This is a genomic window from Streptococcus mitis (genome assembly GCF_000722765.2).
Lineage (GTDB): Bacteria > Bacillota > Bacilli > Lactobacillales > Streptococcaceae > Streptococcus > Streptococcus mitis_AQ.
In genome coordinates this window covers 1,727,242-1,750,148 of record NZ_CP028415.1, presented here as the reverse complement: position 1 = coordinate 1,750,148, position 22,907 = coordinate 1,727,242, and the positions used below count along the sequence as shown (strand labels likewise).

Annotated in this window: 24 protein-coding genes and 1 pseudogene; 24 read left to right on the top strand and 1 reads right to left on the bottom strand. The window is 40.8% G+C overall.

Annotated elements, in window-relative coordinates:
• Nucleotides 1-54: 54 nt before the first annotated feature.
• The 17 genes and pseudogenes from rplO (at nt 55) to SK637_RS08605 (ending at nt 13,999) form a co-directional block, all read left to right on the top strand.
• Nucleotides 55-495: a 50S ribosomal protein L15 gene (gene rplO, locus SK637_RS08690; protein WP_000766087.1), complete on the top strand. Its 441-nt coding sequence runs from the start codon at nt 55-57 to the stop codon at nt 493-495.
• A gap of 12 nt (nt 496-507) precedes the next feature.
• Complete coding sequence (gene secY, locus SK637_RS08685; protein WP_000465403.1) at nt 508-1,818, top strand: preprotein translocase subunit SecY; 1,311 nt, start codon at nt 508-510, stop codon at nt 1,816-1,818.
• Nucleotides 1,819-1,967: 149 nt separating this feature from the next.
• Nucleotides 1,968-2,606: an adenylate kinase gene (locus SK637_RS08680; protein WP_033689440.1), complete on the top strand. Its 639-nt coding sequence runs from the start codon at nt 1,968-1,970 to the stop codon at nt 2,604-2,606.
• Between the two features lie 116 nt (nt 2,607-2,722).
• Nucleotides 2,723-2,941: a translation initiation factor IF-1 gene (infA, locus tag SK637_RS08675; RefSeq protein WP_001029883.1), complete on the top strand. Its 219-nt coding sequence runs from the start codon at nt 2,723-2,725 to the stop codon at nt 2,939-2,941.
• A 24-nt stretch (nt 2,942-2,965) separates the two neighbouring features.
• The gene (gene rpmJ, locus SK637_RS08670; RefSeq protein WP_001808836.1) at nt 2,966-3,082 is read left to right on the top strand and encodes a 50S ribosomal protein L36; all 117 of its coding nucleotides are present in this window, start codon (nt 2,966-2,968) and stop codon (nt 3,080-3,082) included.
• 17 nt (nt 3,083-3,099) lie between these two features.
• Nucleotides 3,100-3,465: a 30S ribosomal protein S13 gene (gene rpsM, locus SK637_RS08665; protein ID WP_000090781.1), complete on the top strand. Its 366-nt coding sequence runs from the start codon at nt 3,100-3,102 to the stop codon at nt 3,463-3,465.
• 17 nt (nt 3,466-3,482) lie between these two features.
• Nucleotides 3,483-3,866: a 30S ribosomal protein S11 gene (gene rpsK / locus SK637_RS08660; protein WP_001118385.1), complete on the top strand. Its 384-nt coding sequence runs from the start codon at nt 3,483-3,485 to the stop codon at nt 3,864-3,866.
• Nucleotides 3,867-3,908: 42 nt separating this feature from the next.
• Nucleotides 3,909-4,844 carry a DNA-directed RNA polymerase subunit alpha gene (locus SK637_RS08655; RefSeq protein ID WP_000568988.1) on the top strand — a complete coding sequence of 312 codons (936 nt, stop codon included), beginning with the start codon at nt 3,909-3,911 and terminating at the stop codon, nt 4,842-4,844.
• An 11-nt stretch (nt 4,845-4,855) separates the two neighbouring features.
• Nucleotides 4,856-5,242, top strand: a complete 387-nt coding sequence (gene rplQ, locus SK637_RS08650; protein ID WP_000331493.1) for a 50S ribosomal protein L17 — start codon at nt 4,856-4,858, stop codon at nt 5,240-5,242.
• 264 nt (nt 5,243-5,506) lie between these two features.
• The gene (locus SK637_RS08645) at nt 5,507-5,773 is read left to right on the top strand and encodes an ACT domain-containing protein (protein ID WP_000644130.1); all 267 of its coding nucleotides are present in this window, start codon (nt 5,507-5,509) and stop codon (nt 5,771-5,773) included.
• A 9-nt stretch (nt 5,774-5,782) separates the two neighbouring features.
• Nucleotides 5,783-7,120 (top strand): PFL family protein, encoded by a 1,338-nt coding sequence (locus tag SK637_RS08640; protein WP_033689438.1) that lies wholly within the window; start codon nt 5,783-5,785, stop codon nt 7,118-7,120.
• 244 nt (nt 7,121-7,364) lie between these two features.
• On the top strand, nt 7,365-8,060 hold the full coding sequence (locus tag SK637_RS08635; protein WP_033689437.1) for a histidine phosphatase family protein: 696 nt from the start codon (nt 7,365-7,367) through the stop codon (nt 8,058-8,060).
• Nucleotides 8,061-8,216: 156 nt separating this feature from the next.
• Complete coding sequence (gene leuS / locus SK637_RS08630) at nt 8,217-10,718, top strand: leucine--tRNA ligase (protein WP_033689436.1); 2,502 nt, start codon at nt 8,217-8,219, stop codon at nt 10,716-10,718.
• A gap of 163 nt (nt 10,719-10,881) precedes the next feature.
• A complete protein-coding gene (locus tag SK637_RS08625) occupies nt 10,882-11,337 on the top strand; it encodes a MarR family transcriptional regulator (RefSeq protein WP_033689435.1) in 456 nt (151 codons plus the stop codon).
• A gap of 56 nt (nt 11,338-11,393) precedes the next feature.
• Nucleotides 11,394-12,627, top strand: a pseudogene (locus tag SK637_RS08620) (acyl-CoA thioesterase/BAAT N-terminal domain-containing protein).
• Between the two features lie 251 nt (nt 12,628-12,878).
• Nucleotides 12,879-13,571 (top strand): GNAT family N-acetyltransferase, encoded by a 693-nt coding sequence (locus SK637_RS08610; RefSeq protein ID WP_033689434.1) that lies wholly within the window; start codon nt 12,879-12,881, stop codon nt 13,569-13,571.
• A gap of 11 nt (nt 13,572-13,582) precedes the next feature.
• On the top strand, nt 13,583-13,999 hold the full coding sequence (locus SK637_RS08605) for a GNAT family N-acetyltransferase (RefSeq protein WP_033689432.1): 417 nt from the start codon (nt 13,583-13,585) through the stop codon (nt 13,997-13,999).
• A 581-nt stretch (nt 14,000-14,580) separates the two neighbouring features.
• On the opposite strand, the gene SK637_RS08600 is transcribed toward SK637_RS08605, so the two are convergent.
• A complete protein-coding gene (locus tag SK637_RS08600; RefSeq protein WP_000970296.1) occupies nt 14,581-14,673 on the bottom strand; it encodes a type I toxin-antitoxin system Fst family toxin in 93 nt (30 codons plus the stop codon).
• Nucleotides 14,674-14,806: 133 nt separating this feature from the next.
• Here SK637_RS08600 and ruvB point away from each other — a divergent pair, with 133 nt between their 5' ends.
• The 7 genes from ruvB to bglA all read left to right on the top strand — a co-directional run bounded on the left by ruvB (nt 14,807) and on the right by bglA (nt 22,898).
• The gene (gene ruvB / locus SK637_RS08595) at nt 14,807-15,805 is read left to right on the top strand and encodes a Holliday junction branch migration DNA helicase RuvB (protein ID WP_080710563.1); all 999 of its coding nucleotides are present in this window, start codon (nt 14,807-14,809) and stop codon (nt 15,803-15,805) included.
• The gene (locus tag SK637_RS08590; RefSeq protein WP_033689429.1) at nt 15,786-16,358 is read left to right on the top strand and encodes a nucleotidyltransferase family protein; all 573 of its coding nucleotides are present in this window, start codon (nt 15,786-15,788) and stop codon (nt 16,356-16,358) included. The genes ruvB and SK637_RS08590 overlap by 20 nt, the downstream gene beginning before the upstream one ends.
• Before the next feature lie 344 nt (nt 16,359-16,702).
• Nucleotides 16,703-17,461, top strand: coding sequence for an isoprenyl transferase (locus tag SK637_RS08580; protein ID WP_000466722.1), 759 nt, complete (start codon nt 16,703-16,705; stop codon nt 17,459-17,461).
• Between the two features lie 8 nt (nt 17,462-17,469).
• On the top strand, nt 17,470-18,273 hold the full coding sequence (locus tag SK637_RS08575; RefSeq protein ID WP_033689427.1) for a phosphatidate cytidylyltransferase: 804 nt from the start codon (nt 17,470-17,472) through the stop codon (nt 18,271-18,273).
• Nucleotides 18,274-18,294: 21 nt separating this feature from the next.
• A complete protein-coding gene (gene rseP / locus SK637_RS08570; RefSeq protein WP_033689426.1) occupies nt 18,295-19,554 on the top strand; it encodes an RIP metalloprotease RseP in 1,260 nt (419 codons plus the stop codon).
• Nucleotides 19,555-19,566: 12 nt separating this feature from the next.
• Complete coding sequence (locus SK637_RS08565) at nt 19,567-21,420, top strand: proline--tRNA ligase (RefSeq protein WP_033689425.1); 1,854 nt, start codon at nt 19,567-19,569, stop codon at nt 21,418-21,420.
• Between the two features lie 98 nt (nt 21,421-21,518).
• Entirely contained in the window at nt 21,519-22,898 is a 1,380-nt protein-coding gene (gene bglA, locus SK637_RS08560) for a 6-phospho-beta-glucosidase (RefSeq protein ID WP_033689424.1), read from the top strand.
• The last annotated feature ends 9 nt before the right edge of the window (nt 22,899-22,907 follow it).

Genomic DNA, 22,907 nt, shown 5'->3' with positions numbered 1-22,907 from the left:
CAACCTTTTCTTCCTTATCGGCGCTAGCATTTTACAAAAGAGGAGAAAATAAAAATGAAACTTCATGAATTGAAACCTGCAGAAGGTTCTCGTAAAGTACGTAACCGCGTTGGTCGTGGTACTTCATCAGGTAACGGTAAAACATCTGGTCGTGGTCAAAAAGGTCAAAAAGCTCGTAGCGGTGGCGGAGTTCGCCTTGGTTTTGAAGGTGGACAAACTCCATTGTTCCGTCGTCTTCCAAAACGTGGATTCACTAATATCAACGCTAAAGAATACGCAATTGTGAACCTTGACCAATTGAACGTCTTTGAAGATGGTGCTGAAGTTACTCCAGTTGTTCTTATCGAAGCAGGAATTGTTAAAGCTGAAAAATCAGGTATTAAAATTCTTGGTAACGGTGAGTTGACTAAGAAATTGACTGTGAAAGCAGCTAAATTCTCTAAATCAGCTGAAGAAGCTATCACTGCTAAAGGTGGTTCAGTAGAAGTCATCTAAGAGAGGTGACCTATGTTTTTTAAATTATTAAGAGAAGCTCTTAAAGTCAAGCAGGTTCGATCAAAAATTTTATTTACAATTTTTATCGTTTTGGTCTTTCGTATCGGAACTAGCATTACAGTTCCTGGTGTGAATGCCAATAGCTTGAATGCTTTAAGTGGATTATCCTTCTTAAACATGTTGAGCTTGGTGTCAGGGAATGCCATGAAAAACTTCTCAGTTTTTGCTCTTGGTGTTAGTCCCTACATTACGGCCTCTATCGTTGTCCAACTCTTGCAAATGGATATTTTACCCAAATTTGTAGAGTGGGGTAAACAAGGGGAAGTAGGTCGAAGAAAATTAAATCAAGCTACTCGTTATATTGCTCTTGTTCTAGCCTTTGTGCAATCTATCGGGATTACAGCTGGTTTTAATACTTTGGCTGGAGCTCAATTGTTGAAAACAGCTCTTACACCACAAGTCTTTATCATGATTGGTATCATCTTAACAGCTGGTAGCATGATTGTGACTTGGTTGGGAGAGCAAATTACAGATAAGGGATACGGAAATGGTGTTTCTATGATTATCTTTGCCGGGATTGTTGCCTCAATTCCAGAGATGATTCAGGGCATCTATGTGGACTACTTTGTGAACGTACCAAGTAGCCGTATCAACTCATCTATCATTTTCGTAATCATTTTGATTATTACTGTATTGTTGATTATTTACTTTACAACCTATGTTCAACAAGCAGAATACAAAATTCCAATCCAATATACTAAGGTTGCACAAGGTGCTCCATCTAGCTCTTACCTTCCTTTGAAGGTAAACCCTGCTGGAGTTATCCCTGTTATCTTTGCAAGTTCGATTACTGCAGCGCCTGCGGCTATTCTTCAGTTTTTGAGCGCTACAGGTCATGATTGGGCTTGGGTAAGAACAGCACAAGAAATGCTGGCAACAACTTCACCAACTGGTATTGCTATGTATGCTTTATTGATTATTCTCTTTACATTCTTCTATACGTTTGTACAGATTAATCCTGAAAAAGCGGCAGAGAACCTACAAAAGAGCGGTGCCTATATCCACGGAGTTCGTCCTGGTAAAGGTACAGAAGAATATATGTCTAAACTTCTTCGTCGTCTTGCAACTGTTGGTTCTCTCTTCCTTGGTGTGATTTCTATTTTACCGATCGTAGCAAAAGATGTTTTCGGACTTTCAGAAGCAGTTGCTTTTGGAGGAACCAGTCTTTTGATCATTATCTCTACAGGTATTGAAGGAATCAAACAATTGGAAGGCTACCTATTGAAACGTAAGTATGTTGGTTTCATGGACAGAACAGAATAAAAGTAATTACTGAATCAGTAATTACTGAGGGAGTGGAGGTTTAACTCTAACATTTGTGAGAGTTTGGTCTCCCCTCTTCTATTTTGTTTTTAAATAGGGGTGAAAAGAATTTTTGCTTCTATTTAAAAATAAAATAAGGAGATCAAATCATGAATCTTTTGATTATGGGCTTACCTGGTGCAGGTAAGGGAACTCAAGCAGCAAAAATCGTAGAACAATTCCATGTTGCACATATCTCAACAGGTGATATGTTCCGTGCTGCTATGGCAAATCAAACTGAAATGGGTATTCTTGCTAAGTCATACATTGACAAGGGTGAATTAGTTCCTGACGAAGTTACAAATGGGATTGTAAAAGAACGTCTTTCACAAGATGATATTAAAGAAACAGGATTCTTGTTGGATGGTTACCCACGTACGATCGAACAAGCTCATGCCTTGGACAAAACATTGGCTGAACTTGGCATTGAATTAGAAGGTGTTATCAATATTGAAGTGAACCCTGACAGCCTCTTGGAACGTTTGAGTGGCCGTATCATCCACCGCGTAACTGGAGAAACTTTCCACAAGGTCTTTAACCCACCAGTTGACTATAAAGAAGAAGATTACTACCAACGTGAAGATGATAAGCCTGAGACAGTAAAACGTCGTTTGGATGTAAATATTGCTCAAGGGGAACCAATCATTGCTCACTACCGTGCCAAAGGTTTGGTTCATGACATCGAAGGTAATCAAGATATCAATGATGTCTTCTCAGATATCGAAAAAGTATTGACAAATTTGAAATAAAGCGTTTTTCACACTTGCAAAAATCCGCTACAAATGTTATACTAAGATAGTCTGACTTATAATTGTTGTCTCTGTGTCTAGAGGCATCGAATCGAAATTTATGGAGGTGCTTTTGCGTGGCAAAAGACGATGTGATTGAAGTTGAAGGCAAAGTAGTTGATACAATGCCGAATGCAATGTTTACGGTTGAACTTGAAAATGGACATCAGATTTTAGCAACAGTTTCTGGTAAAATTCGTAAAAACTATATTCGTATTTTAGCGGGAGATCGTGTTACTGTCGAAATGAGTCCATATGACTTGACACGTGGACGTATCACTTACCGCTTTAAATAATCGAAAAACTTGGAGGGATAAGAAATGAAAGTAAGACCATCGGTCAAACCAATTTGCGAATACTGTAAAGTTATTCGTCGTAATGGTCGTGTTATGGTAATTTGCCCAGCAAATCCAAAACACAAACAACGTCAAGGATAAGATAGAAAGGAGAAAACATGGCTCGTATTGCTGGAGTTGACATTCCAAATGACAAACGCGTAGTAATCTCATTGACTTATGTTTATGGTATCGGACTTGCAACATCTAAGAAAATTTTGGCTGCTGCTGGAATCTCAGAAGATGTTCGTGTACGTGATCTTACATCAGATCAAGAAGATGCTATCCGTCGTGAAGTGGATGCAATCAAAGTTGAAGGTGACCTTCGTCGTGAAGTAAACTTGAACATTAAACGTTTGATGGAAATCGGTTCATACCGTGGTATCCGTCACCGTCGTGGACTTCCTGTCCGTGGACAAAACACTAAAAACAACGCTCGCACTCGTAAAGGTAAAGCTGTTGCGATTGCTGGTAAGAAAAAATAATATAGGAGGTAAAAGTCTTGGCTAAACCAACACGTAAACGTCGTGTGAAAAAGAATATCGAATCTGGTATTGCTCATATTCACGCTACATTTAATAACACTATTGTTATGATTACTGATGTGCATGGTAATGCAATTGCTTGGTCATCAGCTGGTGCTCTTGGTTTCAAAGGTTCTCGTAAATCTACACCATTCGCTGCTCAAATGGCTTCTGAAGCTGCTGCTAAATCTGCACAAGAACACGGTCTTAAATCAGTTGAAGTTACTGTAAAAGGTCCAGGTTCTGGTCGTGAGTCAGCTATTCGTGCGCTTGCTGCCGCTGGTCTTGAAGTAACAGCAATTCGTGATGTGACTCCAGTGCCACACAATGGTGCTCGTCCTCCAAAACGTCGCCGTGTATAATCATCGCATTACACTGCTTTTCGTTTAAGAGGGAGTAACTAAATGATCGAGTTTGAAAAACCAAATATAACAAAAATTGATGAAAATAAAGATTATGGCAAGTTTGTAATCGAACCACTTGAACGTGGCTACGGTACAACTCTTGGTAACTCTCTTCGTCGTGTACTTCTAGCTTCTCTACCAGGAGCAGCTGTGACATCTATCAATATTGATGGTGTGTTGCATGAGTTTGACACAGTTCCAGGTGTTCGTGAAGACGTGATGCAAATCATTCTGAACATTAAAGGAATTGCAGTGAAATCGTACGTTGAAGACGAAAAAATCATCGAACTAGATGTTGAAGGTCCTGCTGAAGTAACAGCTGGTGACATTTTGACAGATAGCGATATTGAAATTGTAAATCCAGATCATTATCTCTTTACAATCGGTGAAGGTTCTTCCCTAAAAGCGACTATGACTGTTAACAGTGGTCGTGGATATGTACCTGCTGATGAAAATAAAAAGGATAATGCACCAGTTGGAACACTTGCTGTAGATTCTATTTATACACCAGTTACAAAAGTCAACTATCAAGTGGAACCTGCTCGTGTAGGTAGCAATGATGGATTTGACAAATTAACCCTTGAAATCTTGACAAATGGAACAATTATTCCAGAAGATGCTTTAGGGCTTTCAGCACGTATTTTGACAGAACATCTTGATTTGTTTACAAATCTTACTGAGATTGCTAAGTCAACTGAAGTGATGAAAGAAGCTGACACTGAATCTGACGACCGTATTTTGGATCGTACGATTGAGGAACTGGACTTGTCTGTGCGTTCATACAACTGTTTGAAACGTGCCGGTATCAATACTGTGCATGATTTGACAGAAAAATCTGAAGCAGAGATGATGAAAGTACGAAATCTTGGACGCAAGAGTTTGGAAGAAGTGAAACTCAAACTCATTGATTTGGGTCTTGGATTAAAAGATAAATAAAGGAGGAATACATGGCTTACCGTAAACTAGGACGCACTAGCTCACAACGTAAAGCAATGCTTCGCGATTTGACAACTGACCTTTTGATCAACGAATCAATCGTGACAACTGAAGCTCGTGCTAAAGAAATCCGTAAAACTGTTGAAAAAATGATTACTCTAGGTAAACGTGGTGATTTGCATGCACGTCGTCAAGCAGCTGCTTTCGTACGTAATGAAATCGCATCTGAAAACTATGATGAAGCAACTGATAAGTACACTTCTACTACAGCACTTCAAAAATTGTTCTCAGAAATTGCACCTCGTTATGCTGAACGTAACGGTGGATACACTCGTATCCTTAAAACTGAACCACGTCGTGGTGATGCAGCGCCAATGGCGATCATCGAATTAGTATAAAATCATCAATTTTGTTGAGTGTTATGATGATGGAGTCTTGTGCTCTTAGTCTAGCTCTGGTCTACCGCTAGGATCTCGGTCCTAGCGGGAACACTCATCATAAGTTGGGATAGTAGACGCTTGTTTACGAAATTGTTTTTTTCTTAAGAACAACTTCGTAAGCAGGCGTTTTTGAGTATTTTAGTTAGAATTATGCTATACTATTTGAAAAGAATCCTGTTTAATGTTCAGGTTTCCTATTAAAAGAAGAATTGGAGTTTGCTTATGAAAGCGATTATAACTGTTGTTGGTAAAGATAAGTCTGGAATTGTTGCAGGTGTTTCTGGTAAAATTGCAGAATTGGGTTTAAATATTGATGATATCTCTCAAACTGTCTTGGATGAATATTTCACGATGATGGCTGTCGTCTCTAGTGATAAAAAGCAAGATTTTACCTATCTTCGTAATGAATTTGAAGCTTTTGGGCAAACTTTGAATGTGAAAATCAATATTCAGAGTGCAGCGATTTTCGAAGCTATGTATAATATCTAGGAGGTTATCATGGATATTAGACAAGTTACTGAAACCATTGCCATGATTGAGGAGCAAAACTTCGATATTAGAACCATTACCATGGGGATTTCCCTATTAGACTGTATTGATCCAGATATCAATCGTGCTGCGGAGAAAGTTTATCAAAAGATTACGACCAAAGCAGCAAATTTAGTAGCTGTTGGTGATGAAATTGCAGCTGAGTTGGGAATTCCTATCGTTAATAAGCGTGTATCGGTGACTCCTATTTCTCTGATAGGGGCAGCGACAGACGCGACGGACTACGTGGTTCTGGCAAAAGCGCTTGATAAGGCTGCGAAAGAAATCGGTGTGGATTTTATTGGTGGTTTCTCTGCCTTGGTACAAAAGGGGTACCAAAAGGGAGATGAGATTCTTATCAATTCTATTCCTCGTGCTTTGGCTGAAACGGACAAGGTCTGCTCGTCAGTCAATATCGGCTCAACCAAGTCTGGTATCAATATGACGGCTGTAGCAGATATGGGACGAGTTATCAAGGAAACAGCTAATTTATCAGATATGGGAGCGGCCAAGTTGGTTGTATTCGCTAATGCTGTTGAGGACAATCCATTTATGGCGGGTGCCTTCCATGGTGTTGGTGAGGCAGATGTTATCATCAATGTCGGAGTTTCCGGTCCTGGTGTGGTGAAACGTGCCTTGGAAAAAGTTCGTGGACAGAGCTTTGATGTAGTAGCAGAAACAGTTAAGAAAACTGCTTTTAAAATTACTCGTATCGGTCAATTGGTTGGTCAGATGGCTAGTGAAAGACTGGGTGTGGAATTTGGTATTGTGGACTTGAGTTTGGCGCCAACTCCTGCGGTTGGAGATTCTGTTGCACGTGTCCTTGAAGAAATGGGACTAGAAACAGTTGGAACGCATGGAACGACGGCTGCCTTGGCTCTCTTGAACGACCAAGTTAAGAAGGGCGGAGTGATGGCCTGCAACCAAGTCGGTGGTTTGTCTGGTGCCTTTATCCCTGTTTCTGAGGATGAGGGAATGATTGCTGCAGTGCAAAGTGGCTCTCTGAATTTGGAAAAATTGGAAGCCATGACGGCTATCTGTTCCGTTGGTTTAGATATGATTGCCATCCCAGAAGATACACCTTCTGAAACCATTGCGGCTATGATTGCGGATGAGGCTGCAATTGGTGTCATTAACATGAAAACAACAGCTGTACGTATCATTCCCAAAGGAAAAGAAGGCGATATGATTGAGTTTGGTGGTCTTCTTGGTACAGCTCCAGTAATGAAAGTCAATGGAGCTTCGTCTGTTGATTTCATCTCTCGCGGTGGACAAATCCCAGCACCAATTCATAGTTTTAAAAATTAAGAAAATAGGAGAAATTTTAAGTTCTATTTAAGGTTAGCTGTGTATACTATAATCATTAAATAAAGACCTCCTAATATTATTTGAAACAGATAACACTGATTTAGTTTGAATTTGATTTTCATCTAATATCTTTATTTAATAGAACTCCTAAACTTTTTCATAATAATCTCCTGCAAAAGTCGCCTGTATGGGTGGCTTTTGTCTTATCATCCATGATATAATAGAAGCAAACGGAGGACGGAAAATGGTAAAAGTACGATTGTATTTGGTACGTCATGGTAGGACTATGTTTAATGCGATTGGTCGCGCGCAAGGTTGGAGCGATACTCCCTTAACAGCCGAAGGTGAACGAGGGATTCAAGAGTTAGGAATCGGTTTGCGAGAATCTGGTCTACAGTTTGAGCGCGCTTATTCCAGTGATTCTGGTCGCACCATTCAGACAATGGGTATCATCCTTGATGAACTTGGCTTGCAGGGAAAAATCCCTTATCGCATGGACAAGCGTATCAGAGAATGGTGTTTTGGTAGCTTTGACGGAGCTTATGATGGTGATCTTTTCATGGGCATTATTCCTCGTATCTTTAATGTGGACCACGTTCACCAATTATCTTATGCTGAACTGGCTGAAGGTTTGGTAGAGGTCGATACAGCTGGTTGGGCTGAAGGATGGGAAAAACTCAGTGGCCGCATCAAGGAAGGTTTTGAAGCGATTGCTAAAGAAATGGAAGAACAAGGCGGGGGCACTGCTCTTGTCGTGAGCCACGGAATGACCATTGGAACCATTGTTTATCTGATTAATGGTATGCATCCGCATGGTTTAGATAATGGTAGCGTGACGATTCTTGAATATGAGGACGGCCAGTTTAGCGTAGAAGTTGTCGGCGACCGTAGTTACCGAGAACTAGGACGGGAGAAGATGGAGGATAAAAATAGTCGATAGAAGTTAGCTCCAAGTGTGAGCTAATTTTTGTTCTGCTAAATAAGATGGATTTGCGATTCAGTCTTTCTTGCTATCCAAGCCTAAAAGAACATTTCTCGTCTTTCAAATTCCCTCAAAAATGGTATAATAGTAACATCACAAAATTGGAGAGAGACCATGAGTTTTTACAACCATAAAGAAATTGAGCCTAAGTGGCAGGGCTACTGGGCAGAACATCATACATTTAAGACAGGTACAGATGCATCAAAACCGAAGTTTTATGCACTTGACATGTTCCCATATCCGTCTGGAGCGGGTCTGCACGTAGGACACCCAGAAGGCTATACAGCGACAGATATCCTCAGTCGTTACAAACGTGCGCAAGGCTACAATGTCCTTCACCCAATGGGTTGGGATGCTTTTGGTTTGCCTGCAGAGCAATATGCTATGGATACAGGTAATGACCCAGCAGAATTTACAGCGGAAAATATTGCCAACTTCAAACGCCAAATCAATGCGCTTGGATTTTCTTATGACTGGGATCGTGAAGTCAATACAACAGATCCAAACTACTATAAGTGGACGCAGTGGATTTTCATCAAGCTTTACGAAAAAGGCTTGGCCTATGAAGCGGAAGTGCCAGTAAACTGGGTTGAGGAATTGGGAACAGCCATCGCCAACGAAGAGGTCCTTCCTGATGGAACTTCTGAGCGTGGAGGCTATCCAGTTGTCCGCAAACCAATGCGCCAATGGATGCTCAAAATCACGGCCTATGCGGAGCGTTTGCTCAATGACTTAGATGAACTAGATTGGCCAGAGTCTATCAAGGACATGCAACGCAACTGGATTGGGAAATCAACTGGTGCTAATGTAACCTTCAAAGTAAAGGGAACAGACAAGGAATTCACAGTCTTTACCACTCGTCCGGACACCCTTTTCGGTGCTACTTTCACCGTTTTGGCTCCTGAGCATGAACTAGTAGATGCCATCACAAGCACAGAGCAAGCAGAGGCAGTAGAAGACTATAAACATCAAGCTAGCCTCAAATCTGACTTGGCTCGTACAGACCTTGCCAAAGAAAAAACTGGTGTCTGGACAGGTGCTTATGCCATCAACCCTGTCAATGGCAAGGAAATTCCAATCTGGATTGCGGACTATGTTCTTGCTAGTTATGGAACAGGTGCGGTAATGGCTGTTCCTGCCCATGACCAACGTGACTGGGAATTTGCCAAACAATTTGCCCTTCCAATCGTCGAAGTACTTGAAGGTGGAAACGTTGAAGAAGCTGCCTACACAGAAGATGTCCTTCATGTCAATTCAGACTTCCTAGATGGACTGAACAAAGAAGATGCTATTGCCAAGATTGTGGCTTGGTTGGAAGAAAACGACTGTGGTCAGGAGAAGGTGACCTACCGTCTCCGCGACTGGCTCTTTAGCCGTCAACGTTACTGGGGTGAGCCAATTCCTATCATTCATTGGGAAGATGGGACATCAACAGCTGTCCCTGAAAGTGAATTGCCACTTGTCTTGCCTGTAACCAAGGACATCCGTCCTTCAGGTACTGGTGAAAGTCCACTAGCTAACTTGACAGACTGGCTTGAAGTGACTCGTGAAGATGGTGTTAAAGGTCGTCGTGAAACCAACACTATGCCACAGTGGGCTGGTTCAAGCTGGTACTACCTCCGCTATATCGACCCACACAATACTGAGAAATTGGCTGATGAGGACCTTCTCAAACAATGGTTACCAGTAGATATCTATGTGGGTGGTGCAGAGCATGCTGTACTTCACTTGCTCTACGCTCGTTTCTGGCATAAATTCCTCTATGACCTCGGTGTTGTTCCAACTAAGGAACCATTCCAAAAACTCTTTAATCAAGGGATGATTTTGGGAACCAGCTACCGTGACCACCGTGGGGCTCTTGTGGCAACCGACAAGGTTGAAAAACGTGACGGTTCTTTCTTCCATGTGGAAACAGGAGAGGAGTTGGAGCAAGCGCCAGCCAAGATGTCTAAATCGCTCAAGAACGTGATTAACCCTGACGATGTGGTGGAACAATACGGTGCCGATACCCTTCGTGTTTATGAAATGTTTATGGGACCACTCGATGCTTCGATTGCTTGGTCAGAAGAAGGTCTGGAAGGAAGCCGTAAATTCTTGGACCGTGTTTACCGTTTGATTACAAGTAAAGAAATCACTTCGGAAAACAATGGCGCTCTTGATAAGGTTTATAACGAAACCGTTAAATCTGTTACTGAGCAAATTGAGTCTATGAAATTCAACACAGCCATTGCTCAACTTATGGTCTTTGTCAACGCTGCTAATAAGGAAGACAAGCTCTATGTGGACTACGCCAAAGGCTTTATCCAAATGATCGCACCATTTGCACCTCACTTGGCAGAAGAACTCTGGCAAACTCTTGCAGTAACAGGAGAATCTATCTCTTATGTAGCTTGGCCAACTTGGGATGAAAGCAAATTGGTTGAAGACGAAATCGAAATCGTCGTTCAAATCAAAGGAAAAGTTCGTGCCAAACTCATGGTTGCTAAAGACCTATCACGCGAAGAATTGCAAGAAATTGCTCTAGCGGATGAAAAAGTCAAAGCAGAAATTGACGGTAAGGAAATCGTGAAAGTCATTGCGGTACCGAATAAACTCGTTAATATTGTAACGAAGTAACCAATTTATTTGTTGGTTTCAAACTCAGATTGTCTGAGCTAACTAAACTCGTAAATATCGTTGTGAAATAAGATAGGAATCCTTCAGAGTAGAATCTGGAGGATTTTTTATTTGACAGGAAGTTTCTGTTTTGTTAATATGATTAACAAATGAAAGAGAGATTATGGATAAAAAAGAATTTATTGCATTTAATAATCGTTTCAATAGATTTATTTTAGCGTTTGACCAGTTAAAAAAAAATCAACATAAAAGTGGTGTTGACAAATCCATCACGTTGAATGAGGTACATTTGATTGTTGTGATTGGGGAAAATCAGCCCTTAAATCTAGTAAAATTATCTGAATTATTAGAAGTTTCAAGAAGTGCAATAACTCAAAGTGTTAGGAGATTGATTCAAAAAAATTTAGTTGTTTTTGATTTTGATCCGAATAATGGGAAAAATAAATATTTGAAATTATCTGAAAAAGGCATCGAAATTTTTAAAATCCATAAGGAGCAACAAGCATATATTGAAAAATCAATCTTTTCAGTTTTAAACAACTATAGCAAGAGGGAACTTCAAACAGTTGTGAAATTGATGGATGATATTGAAAAGGTGTGGGGAGAATTACCGTGGTAAAAGTCACGGTAAATTTCAAATATAATTGTTAAGTGAATTAACAAAAAGGAGAAGATATGACTGTAAACATAGAACTGATTTCACAAACAGATTTAGCGGATGAATCTTTTTATATTGCTATCAATGGTTTAGAACCAAGGGCAATGTATTGTGTAGAAATGTACCTGTTTGATTATTACTGTATAAATGCTCCCTTGCTTTTAGATCATGATGTTATATGGAAATCAACCGCAATTTTTTTATCTAATCAGGACGGTATGATTGATACCTCTCAGACAGCATCTGTTTCGGGATCTTATAAAGGGGTTTCAGAAATGGGATTATTCTTTAATGCGAAACCGTTGAAGAATAGGAAAAGGAGATTACCGAGTTCTCTTGATAGAATTCCATTACGAGATTGTTTTGGTGTTGAAATTAAAATCAGGCTGGGGAAAGATGTGGTCGCGGAGCAAAGTTTTGTAAGGCGTTATATGAATCTGGGAGTAAGATATCAAGATATCTATGACAAGCATTTTCAAGGTCGATTATTTTATGATGAAAAGTTAAGAAGGGCGCCAGCCGTGATTATTGTCAGCGGTAGTGAGGGAAGAATTGAAAAAGCTCAGAATATTGCCCAACTTTTATCTTCTAGAGGCTATATTTGTCTTGCAATAGCTTATTTTGGTTTAGAGGGATTACCTCAAAATTTAGAACGAATTCCAATAGAATGTCTGGAGGAGGCGAAAGATTTTCTATATCATCATCCTCAAGTTGATAATACAAAAATAGGAATATATGGTCGCTCTAAAGGAGCAGAGCTTGTTCTGGCTGGACAAAGTATTTTGGAAGATGTGCAATGTTTGGTACTCAATTCCCCCTCAAATGTAATATTTGAGGGAATAAAGGGAAAACTCAACTCTCATTCATCTTCTTGGACATATTTACAAAAGGAACTTCCTTATCAAAAATTTCAGTTAGGAAATTATTTGTTAAACAAGTTTTTTTGGAAAACACATTCCTGAAGATAGAAGTGCTCAGATTGATGTGAGTAAAATTACCTCTCCTTTATTATTACTAGGAAGCGATGTTGATGAAATATGGAATGCATCATCCGCGATAGATGATATCATTTCACATTATAAAGGGGAATCCATTTTGTTTAAAAAATATCATGAAACAGGGCATATGTTGACGATTGCTTATCAACCGAATTATCGTTATCGAAAAGATTGGCGCTTATTAATGAAAGAAAGTGTAGACTCTTGGTTTGCTACGATAAATTTTTTTGATACACATCTGAAGAATTTGTAGATAGTGCTGAACCGTACTATAATAGTTCCAACTAAGATAAAAACACAGTTCTGGTTGGTAGTCCAGTCTACAAAAGCAAACACTAAAACAAGAGAAATTTGAACGCAAACAGCAAAAACGTAGAGAGAAGAACAAGGGGCATTAACTCACTCGTTTCCATATTCAAAAAACTCCTTTTTTGAATATTATGTGTGAGATGTGGTATACTATTCACATCTTGAAACTTATAAGAGTGAGACAAGGAGAAAACGATGCCAGTAAATGAATACGGTCAGATGATTGGTGAACCTGTAGATGATACACCTGGAGTTTTGCCTTCACTTGTACGGATAGAAGGGCGATATACGATTATAGAAGCTCTATCGGTGGAAAAGCATGCAGAGGATTTATTAGCTGTTTATGGCCCAGATAGTCCTCGTGAGATGTGGACCTACCTTTTTCAACCACCTGTGGCTAATCTAGAAGAGTTAATGGTAGCTTTGAAGCAGATGATTGAGCGAAAGGATCGCTTTTACTACGCGATTATCGATAAATCAACTGGTAAAGCTCTGGGTACTTTTTCGCTTATGCGCATTGACCAAGCCAATCGCGTCATTGAAGTTGGAGCAGTGACCTTTTCTCCGACTCTCAAGCACACAAGAATGGGGACAGAAGCCCAGTTTTTATTAGCCCGTTATGTCTTTGAAGAGCTCAACTATCGCCGTTATGAGTGGAAATGTGATGCACTAAATTTACCTTCTAGAAAAGCAGCAGAACGTTTGGGCTTTATCTACGAGGGAACCTTCCGCCAAGCTGTTATCTATAAAGGTCGCACCAGAGATACGGATTGGATGTCTATGATCGATAAGGACTGGCCCAAAGTCAAAGATCGTTTGGAAACGTGGTTGTCTCCTGAAAATTTTGACCAAAATGGACGACAGTACAAGAGTTTGAGAGAACTCTAAGAGGTGTTGAGATGATTACTATTAAAAAGCAAGAAATTGTCAAGCTAGAGGATGTTTTGCATCTCTATCAGGCTGTCGGTTGGACAAATTATACCCATCAACCAGAGATGCTGGAGCAGGCCTTATCTCATTCATTAGTGATTTATCTGGCGCTTGATGGCGATGCTGTGGTGGGCTTGATTCGTTTGGTTGGAGATGGTCTTTCATCAGTTTTTGTACAGGATTTGATTGTTTTGCCTAGCTATCAGCGCCAAGGGATTGGTAGTGCCTTGATGAAAGAGGCTTTAGAAGATTACAAAGATGCCTATCAAGTCCAGCTGGTAACAGAACAGACAGAAAGAACCTTGGGCTTCTATCGTTCTATGGGCTTTGAAATCTTATCCACCTATAATTGTATAGGGATGACTTGGGTGAATCGTAAAAATTAACAAAAATTGTTTTTTCTTAAGCAAAGTTTAAGGCTGGTCTAGTATCATATAGTCATTAAATAAAGACCTCCTAACTTTATTTAATGAAATCCTAAAACTTTTTTTCATCATAATCTCCTACTGAAGCCACCAAATCAGGTGGCTTTTTTCGTGGGTAGGTGATGGTGATAGAATTTTTTTTGCAAAATAGTAAAATTTGAGAAAAAGTTAAGCTAGTTTTAAGCTTCGTCTTATATCATATAGTTATTAAATAAAGACCTCCTAACTTTATTTAATAAAAACCTAAACTTTTCTTTTTCATAATAATCTCCCTTAACTCCACCCAATCAGGTGGAGTTTTTTGGCTCTATTTCAGGATTTTTGGGACTATCCTAAAAATAATTTTTGATAACTTTCTCTCAATCTTATAAACTTTATTGGACAGATTCTAAAGTTGGAGAAGTTGAATGGATGAGAATATAAACCTTTGACAAAATTCGTGAACTGTGGGATAATGGAGAGGAATTGAGGATTAGTTCTATATCATGGACTAGAAAAGACCCCAAGCTAACTTCCACATTAAGCTTGGGGTCTTTTTGACACTATCTATCTTTGTTTAGCCATTTATCGACTAAGCGAAGAACGACACCGACCACAATTGGTCCGATGATAGTTTTAAGGATTAGTTCCATCATGGGCTATCTCACCTCCTTTCGTAGGCGGTGTAGTAGTGCCGTATGATATTATACCACATAAGTGCTAAACTCAGGAGTCACCCAATCGGGTGGCTTTTTTGTTTGTGGCTTGGATTTTTGATATAATAGAGCCATGAGTAGAATTTTAGACAATGAGATAATGGGGGACGAGGAGTTAGTAGAACGCACGCTCCGTCCTCAGTACTTACGTGAATATATTGGGCAGGACAAGGTCAAGGACCAGCTCCAAATCTTTATCGAGGCCGCCAAAATGCGGGATGAGGCGCTGGATCATGTGCTTTTGTTTGGCCCTCCAGGCCTCGGGAAAACGACCATGGCTTTTGTTATTGCCAATGAACTGGGTGTCAATCTCAAGCAGACTTCGGGTCCAGTCATTGAAAAAGCCGGAGATCTGGTAGCGATTTTGAATGACTTAGAGCCTGGGGATGTCCTTTTTATTGATGAGATTCATCGCTTGCCTATGTCGGTGGAAGAGGTACTTTATAGTGCCATGGAGGACTTTTACATTGATATCATGATTGGTGCTGGTGAAGGCAGTCGCAGTGTTCATTTGGAGTTGCCACCTTTTACCTTGATTGGTGCGACGACTCGGGCAGGTATGCTCTCAAATCCGCTACGGGCACGTTTTGGGATTACGGGGCATATGGAGTATTATGCTCATGCTGACTTGACAGAAATTGTCGAGCGGACGGCAGATATTTTTGAGATGGAAATCACTCATGAGGCAGCATCTGAGTTGGCCCTACGTAGTCGTGGGACCCCTCGTATTGCCAATCGTCTCCTCAAGCGCGTGCGCGATTTTGCCCAGATTATGGGGAATGGGGTTATCGATGATCTTATTACCGATAAGGCTTTGACTATACTGGATGTTGACCATGAAGGTTTGGACTATGTGGATCAAAAAATCCTTCGCACCATGATTGAGATATACGGTGGTGGTCCTGTCGGCTTAGGAACTCTTTCTGTTAACATAGCAGAAGAACGTGAGACAGTTGAAGATATGTATGAGCCTTACTTGATTCAAAAAGGTTTTATCATGCGGACACGGTCTGGACGGGTGGCGACTGCTAAGGCATATGAGCATTTAGGTTATGAGTACAATGAAAAATAAGCAAGAAATTCTAGAGGTTTTTAGAGAAAATCCGGATATGATGGCTATTCTAGAAACTATCCGAAACCTTGGTCTGAAAGACTCGTGGTTGTCAGCAGGTTCAGTCAGAAATTTTATCTGGAATCTCTTGTCAGACAAATCCCCTTTTGACTGTGAAACAGATGTAGATGTGATTTTCTTTGATCCAGATATTTCTTATGAGGAAACCTTGTCCCTAGAGAAAAAACTGCGAGAGGATTTTCCTCAGTACCAGTGGGAATTGAAAAATCAGGTCTATATGCACCAGCACAGTCCTCATACTGCTCCCTATAGCAGCTCTTGTGATGCTATGAGTAAGTATCCAGAACGATGTACGGCAGTTGGACTGCGCTTGAATGAAGAATCAGATTTTGAACTCTATGCACCTTATAGTTTGGAGGATATTTTGAATTTTCAAGTTCGTCCAACTCCTCATTTTTTAGAGAATGAAGACCGAATGGAACTTTATCGAACACGTCTATCCAAGAAAAATTGGCAGGAAAAATGGAAAAAATTGATTTTTAAAAATACTTAAGGAAACTTTAAGCTAGGAAGTGTATACTAAGCTCATAAGTTAAGAAGACCTTAACTTAAACTCCTAAAACTTTTTTATAATAATCTCCCTATAAAAAATAAAGTCGCCAAATCAGGCGGCTTATTTTTTTGGAAATGGGCTTTGTGCCTGAGAATAATACTCAATGAAAATCAAAGAGCAAACTAGGAAGCTAGCCGCAGGTTGCTCAAAACACTGTTTTGAGGTTGCAGATAGAGCTGACGTGGTTTGAAGAGATTTTCGAAGAGTATAAATAGCTTAGTGATAGAAGAAAATAGGGAAATATGGTATAATGAAACGATAGATTTTTGAATAGGAATAAGATCATGTTTGGATTTTTTAAGAAAGATAAGGCTGTAGAAGTAGAGGTTCCGACACAGGTTCCTGCTCATATCGGCATCATCATGGATGGCAATGGCCGTTGGGCTAAAAAACGTATGCAACCGCGAGTTTTTGGACATAAGGCGGGCATGGAAGCATTGCAAACTGTGACTAAGGCAGCCAACAAACTAGGTGTCAAGGTGATTACGGTCTATGCTTTTTCTACAGAAAACTGGACCCGTCCAGATCAGGAAGTCAAGTTTATCATGAACTTGCCAGTAGAGTTTTATGATAATTATGTCCCGGAATTGCATGCGAATAATGTTAAGATTCAAATGATTGGGGAGACAGACCGCCTGCCTAAGCAAACTTTTGAAGCACTGACCAAGGCTGAGGAATTGACTAAGAACAACACAGGTTTGATTCTTAATTTTGCCCTCAACTATGGTGGACGTGCTGAGATTACACAGGCTCTTAAGTTGATTTCCCAGGATGTGTTAGATGCCAAAATCAACCCAGGTGACATCACAGAGGAATTGATTGGCAACTATCTCTTCACCCAGCATTTGCCTAAGGAGTTACGAGACCCAGACTTGATTATCCGTACTAGTGGAGAATTGCGTTTGAGCAATTTCCTTCCATGGCAGGGAGCCTATAGTGAGCTCTATTTTACAGACACCTTGTGGCCTGATTTTGACGAGGCGGCCTTGCAGGAAGCCATTCTTGCCTACAATCGTCGTCATCGCCGATTTGGAGGAGTTTAGGAGGAAATATGACACAGGATTTACAGAAAAGAACCTTGTTTGCAGGGATTGCCCTGGCTATTTTCCTACCAATTTTAATGATTGGGGGCCTCTTGCTTCAGATAGCAATTGGAATCATAGCCATGCTAGCCATGCATGAACTTTTGAAGATGAGAGGTCTAGAGACCATGACGATGGAGGGCCTCTTAACCCTCTTTGCAACCTTTGCTTTGACCATTCCCTTGGAGAATTATCTGACTTTTTTACCAGTTGATGGGAATGTGGTTGCTTATAGTGTTCTGATTTCAATCATGTTAGGAACGACTGTATTTAGCAAGTCTTATACGATTGAGGATGCTGTTTTCCCTCTTGCTATGAGTTTCTATGTTGGCTTTGGATTTAATGCTTTACTAGATGCTCGCGTTGCAGGTTTAGATAAGGCACTCTTGGCCTTGTGTATCGTCTGGGCGACTGACAGCGGTGCCTATCTTGTTGGGATGAACTACGGTAAACGAAAATTAGCTCCGACAGTTTCTCCAAATAAAACCTTTGAGGGGGCCTTGGGTGGTATTTTAGGTGCTATTTTAGTAACCATCATCTTTATGATGTTTGACAATACAGTTGCTCTTCCGTATGGAATTTACAAGATGTCAGTCTTTGCTATTTTCTTTAGCATTGCTGGACAATTTGGTGATTTACTAGAAAGTTCGATCAAGCGTCACTTTGGTGTCAAGGATTCTGGGAAATTTATCCCTGGACATGGTGGTGTTTTGGATCGTTTCGATAGTATGTTGCTTGTATTTCCAATCATGCACTTGTTTGGACTCTTTTAATCAAAAGACGGAGGAAATACTATGCTCGGAATTTTAACCTTTATTCTGGTTTTCGGGATTATTGTGGTGGTGCACGAGTTTGGCCACTTCTACTTTGCCAAGAAATCAGGGATTCTAGTGCGTGAATTTGCCATTGGTATGGGACCCAAAATCTTTGCTCATATTGGCAAGGATGGAACGGCCTATACCATTCGCATCTTGCCTCTGGGTGGTTATGTTCGCATGGCCGGTTGGGGTGATGATACAACTGAAATCAAGACAGGGACTCCTGTTAGTTTGACGCTTACTGATGATGGTAAGGTTAAACGCATCAATCTCTCAGGTAAAAAATTGGATCAAACAGCTCTTCCTATGCAGGTGACTCAGTTTGATTTTGAAGACAAGCTTTTCATCAAGGGATTGGTTCTGGAAGAAGAAAAAACATTTGCAGTGGATCACGATGCAACGGTTGTGGAAGCAGATGGTACTGAGGTTCGGATTGCACCTTTAGATGTTCAATATCAAAATGCGACTATCTGGGGCAAACTGATTACCAACTTTGCAGGCCCTATGAACAACTTTATCTTAGGGGTTGTTGTTTTCTGGATTTTAATCTTCATGCAGGGTGGTGTTAGAGATGTTGATACCAATCAGTTTCATGTCATGCCTCAAGGTGCTTTGGCTAAGGTAGGAGTGTCAGAAACGGCCCAGATTACTAAGATTGGCTCACATGAGATTAGCAACTGGGAAAGTTTGATTCAGGCTGTGGAATCAGAAACCAAAGATAAGACAGCCCCGACCTTGGATGTGACTATTTCTGAAAATGGTAGTGACAAACAAGTCACTGTTACTCCGGAAGAAAGTCAAGGTCGATATCTTCTAGGTGTTCAACCGGGGATTAAGTCGGACTTTCTATCCATGTTTGTAGGTGGATTTACAACTGCAGCCGACTCGGCTCTCCGAATTCTCTCAGAGCTGAAAAATCTGATTTTCCAACCGGATTTGAACAAGCTAGGTGGACCTGTTGCTATCTTTAAGGCAAGTAGTGATGCTGCTAAAAATGGAATTGAGAATGTCTTGTACTTCTTGGCAGTGATTTCCATCAATATTGGGATTTTTAATCTTATTCCGATTCCAGCCCTGGATGGTGGTAAGATTGTGCTCAATATCCTAGAAGCCATCCGCCGCAAACCATTGAAACAAGAAATTGAAACCTATGTCACCTTGGCCGGAGTGGTCATCATGGTTGTCTTGATGATTGCTGTGACTTGGAATGACATCATGCGACTCTTTTTTAGATAATCGAGGAATATTATGAAACAAAGTAAAATGCCTATCCCAACGCTTCGCGAAATGCCAAGCGATGCTCAAGTTATCAGCCATGCTCTTATGTTGCGAGCTGGTTATGTTCGTCAAGTCTCAGCAGGTGTTTATTCTTATCTACCACTTGCCAACCGTGTGATTGAAAAAGCTAAAAATATCATGCGCCAAGAATTTGACAAGATTGGTGCCGTTGAGATGTTGGCTCCTGCCCTTCTCAGTGCAGAATTGTGGCGCGAATCAGGTCGTTACGAAACTTATGGTGAGGACCTTTACAAACTAAAAAACCGTGAAAAATCAGACTTTATCCTAGGTCCAACTCACGAAGAAACCTTTACAGCTATTGTCCGTGATTCTGTTAAGTCTTACAAGCAATTGCCACTTAACCTTTACCAAATCCAACCTAAGTATCGTGATGAAAAACGCCCACGTAATGGACTTCTCCGTACACGTGAGTTTATCATGAAGGATGCTTACAGTTTCCACGCTAACTATGATAGCTTGGACAGTGTTTACGATGAGTACAAGGCTGCTTATGAGCGTATTTTCACTCGTAGTGGCTTAGACTTCAAGGCTATCATTGGTGACGGTGGAGCCATGGGTGGTAAGGACAGCCAAGAATTTATGGCCATTACACCTGCTCGTACAGACCTTGACCGCTGGGTTGTTTTGGACAAGTCAGTTGCCTCATTTGACGAAATTCCTGCAGAAGTGCAAGAAGAAATCAAGGCAGAATTGCTCAAATGGATGGTTTCTGGTGAAGATACCATTGCTTACTCAAGTGAGTCTAGCTATGCGGCTAACTTAGAAATGGCAACAAACGAGTACAAACCAAGCAACCGTGTTGTCGCCGAAGAAGAAGTGACTCGTGTTGCAACTCCAGATGTTAAATCAATTGATGAGGTTGCAGCCTTCCTTAATGTTCCAGAAGAACAAACGATTAAAACCCTCTTCTACATGGCAGATGGTGAGCTTGTTGCAGCCCTTCTAGTTGGAAATGACCAACTCAACGAAGTCAAGTTGAAAAACCACTTGGGAGCAGATTTCTTTGACGTTGCTAGCGAAGAAGAAGTAGCAAGTATTGTTCAAGCAGGTTTTGGTTCACTTGGACCAGTTGGTTTGCCAGAGAATGTTAAAATCATTGCAGACCGTAAGGTGCAAGATGTCCATAATGCAGTTGTGGGTGCTAACGAAGATGGCTACCACTTGACTGGTGTGAATCCAGGTCGTGATTTTACTGCAGAATATGTGGATATCCGTGAAGTTCGTGAGGGTGAAATTTCTCCCGACGGACAAGGTGTCCTTAACTTTGCGCGTGGTATCGAAATTGGTCACATCTTCAAACTTGGCACTCGCTATTCAGCAAGCATGGGAGCAGATGTTTTGGATGAAAATGGCCGTGCTGTGCCAATCATCATGGGATGTTATGGTATCGGTGTCAGCCGTCTCCTTTCAGCAGTGATGGAGCAACACGCTCGCCTCTTTGTTAATAAAACGCCAAAAGGTGAATACCGTTATGCTTGGGGAATCAACTTCCCTAAAGAATTGGCGCCATTTGATGTTCACTTGATCACTGTCAATGTCAAGGACGAAGAAGCGCAAGCCTTGACAGAAAAACTTGAAGCAAGCTTGATGGGAGCTGGTTACGAAGTCTTGACAGATGACCGTAATGAACGTGTCGGTGTTAAATTTAGCGATAGTGACTTGATTGGATTGCCAATCCGTATTACTGTTGGTAAAAAAGCGGCCGATGGCATCGTAGAAGTTAAGATTAAAGCGACTGGTGACACTATCGAAGTTCATGCAGATAACTTACTTGAAACGCTTGAAATCCTCAGCAAGAAATAAAAACTATAATCAGAAGAAAAACAAGGAAAAAATGTAACTAGTTTTTACCTTGTTTTTTCTGTATAATGGGAAAAATGAGTAGATAAAGAGGTAAATGTATGCTAAGATTTCCAAAGGATTTTGTCTGGGGATCCTCTACTTCTGGACCACAAACAGAAGGACGTGTAGCTGGTGACGGCAAGGGAGATAATCTCTGGGATTATTGGTACCAAGTGGAGCCAAATCGTTACTATAATGGGATTGGTCCAGATAAGACATCGACCTTTTATGAAAACTGGGAACAGGATATCGAGCTCTTGTTAGAAACTGGTCACACGGCCTTTCGAACTTCTATTCAATGGTCACGGATTTTTCCACAAGGGCGTGGAAAAGTCAATTCTCAGGGTGTAGATTTTTACCGTAAGGTTTTTGAGGCTATTAAGGCCAAAGGGATTCGTCTTTTAGTCAATCTTTATCATTTTGATTTGCCTTTTGCCCTTCAAGAGGATGGTGATGGTTGGGAAAATAAGGCGACTGTCTCAGCCTATGAAGACTATGCTCGTTTTTGTTTTGAGACTTATGGAGATTTAGTGGATCAATGGATTACCTTTAACGAGCCCATCGTTCCAGTAGAATTTGGCTATTTTTACGATGCTCATTATCCACACAAGGTGGATGCAGAAGCGGCGGTTAAAGTAGCTTATCATACACAATTGGCTAGCAGTCTGGCGGTTAAGGCTTGTCATGAACTCTTGCCTGATTCCAAGATTGGGATTGTCCTCAACTTGACACCGGCTTATCCACGTAGCCAGCATCCTGCTGATGTCAAGGCTGCTCGCATTGCGGATCTTTTTCAGGCTCAATCTTTCTTAGATCCGTCTGTTTTGGGTACTTACCCACAGGAGTTAGTAGAAATCTTGCATGAACACGGGCTCTTGCCTGATGCTACAGAGGAGGAGTTGGAGCTCATTCGTGACAATACGGTAGATTTTCTTGGTGTCAACTACTATCAACCTTTGCGTGTTATGGCACCTCGATTTGCGAAGCATCCAGAGAGTCCACTCTTACCAGAACATTTTTACGAGCCTTATGTGATGCCTGGACGTAAAATCAATCCTCACCGTGGCTGGGAGATTTATGAGCAAGGGATTTATGATATCGCCCAAAATATCAAGGAAAATTATGGCAATATCGAGTGGATATTGACTGAGAATGGAATGGGTGTTGAAGGGGAAGAAAAATTCCGTGAGAATGGAATGATTCAAGATGATTACCGTATTGACTTTGTAAAAGGTCATCTTCATGAACTGCACCGTGCCATTGAAGATGGAGCCAATTGTAAGGGCTACTTAATTTGGACCTTTATCGATTGCTGGTCATGGCTCAACAGCTATAAAAATCGCTATGGCTTGGTCGAATTAGACTTGGAGACGCAAGAACGTCGTCTGAAGAAATCAGGGCACTGGTTCAAGGAACTAAGTGATAATAATGGATTTTAAAAAAGACTC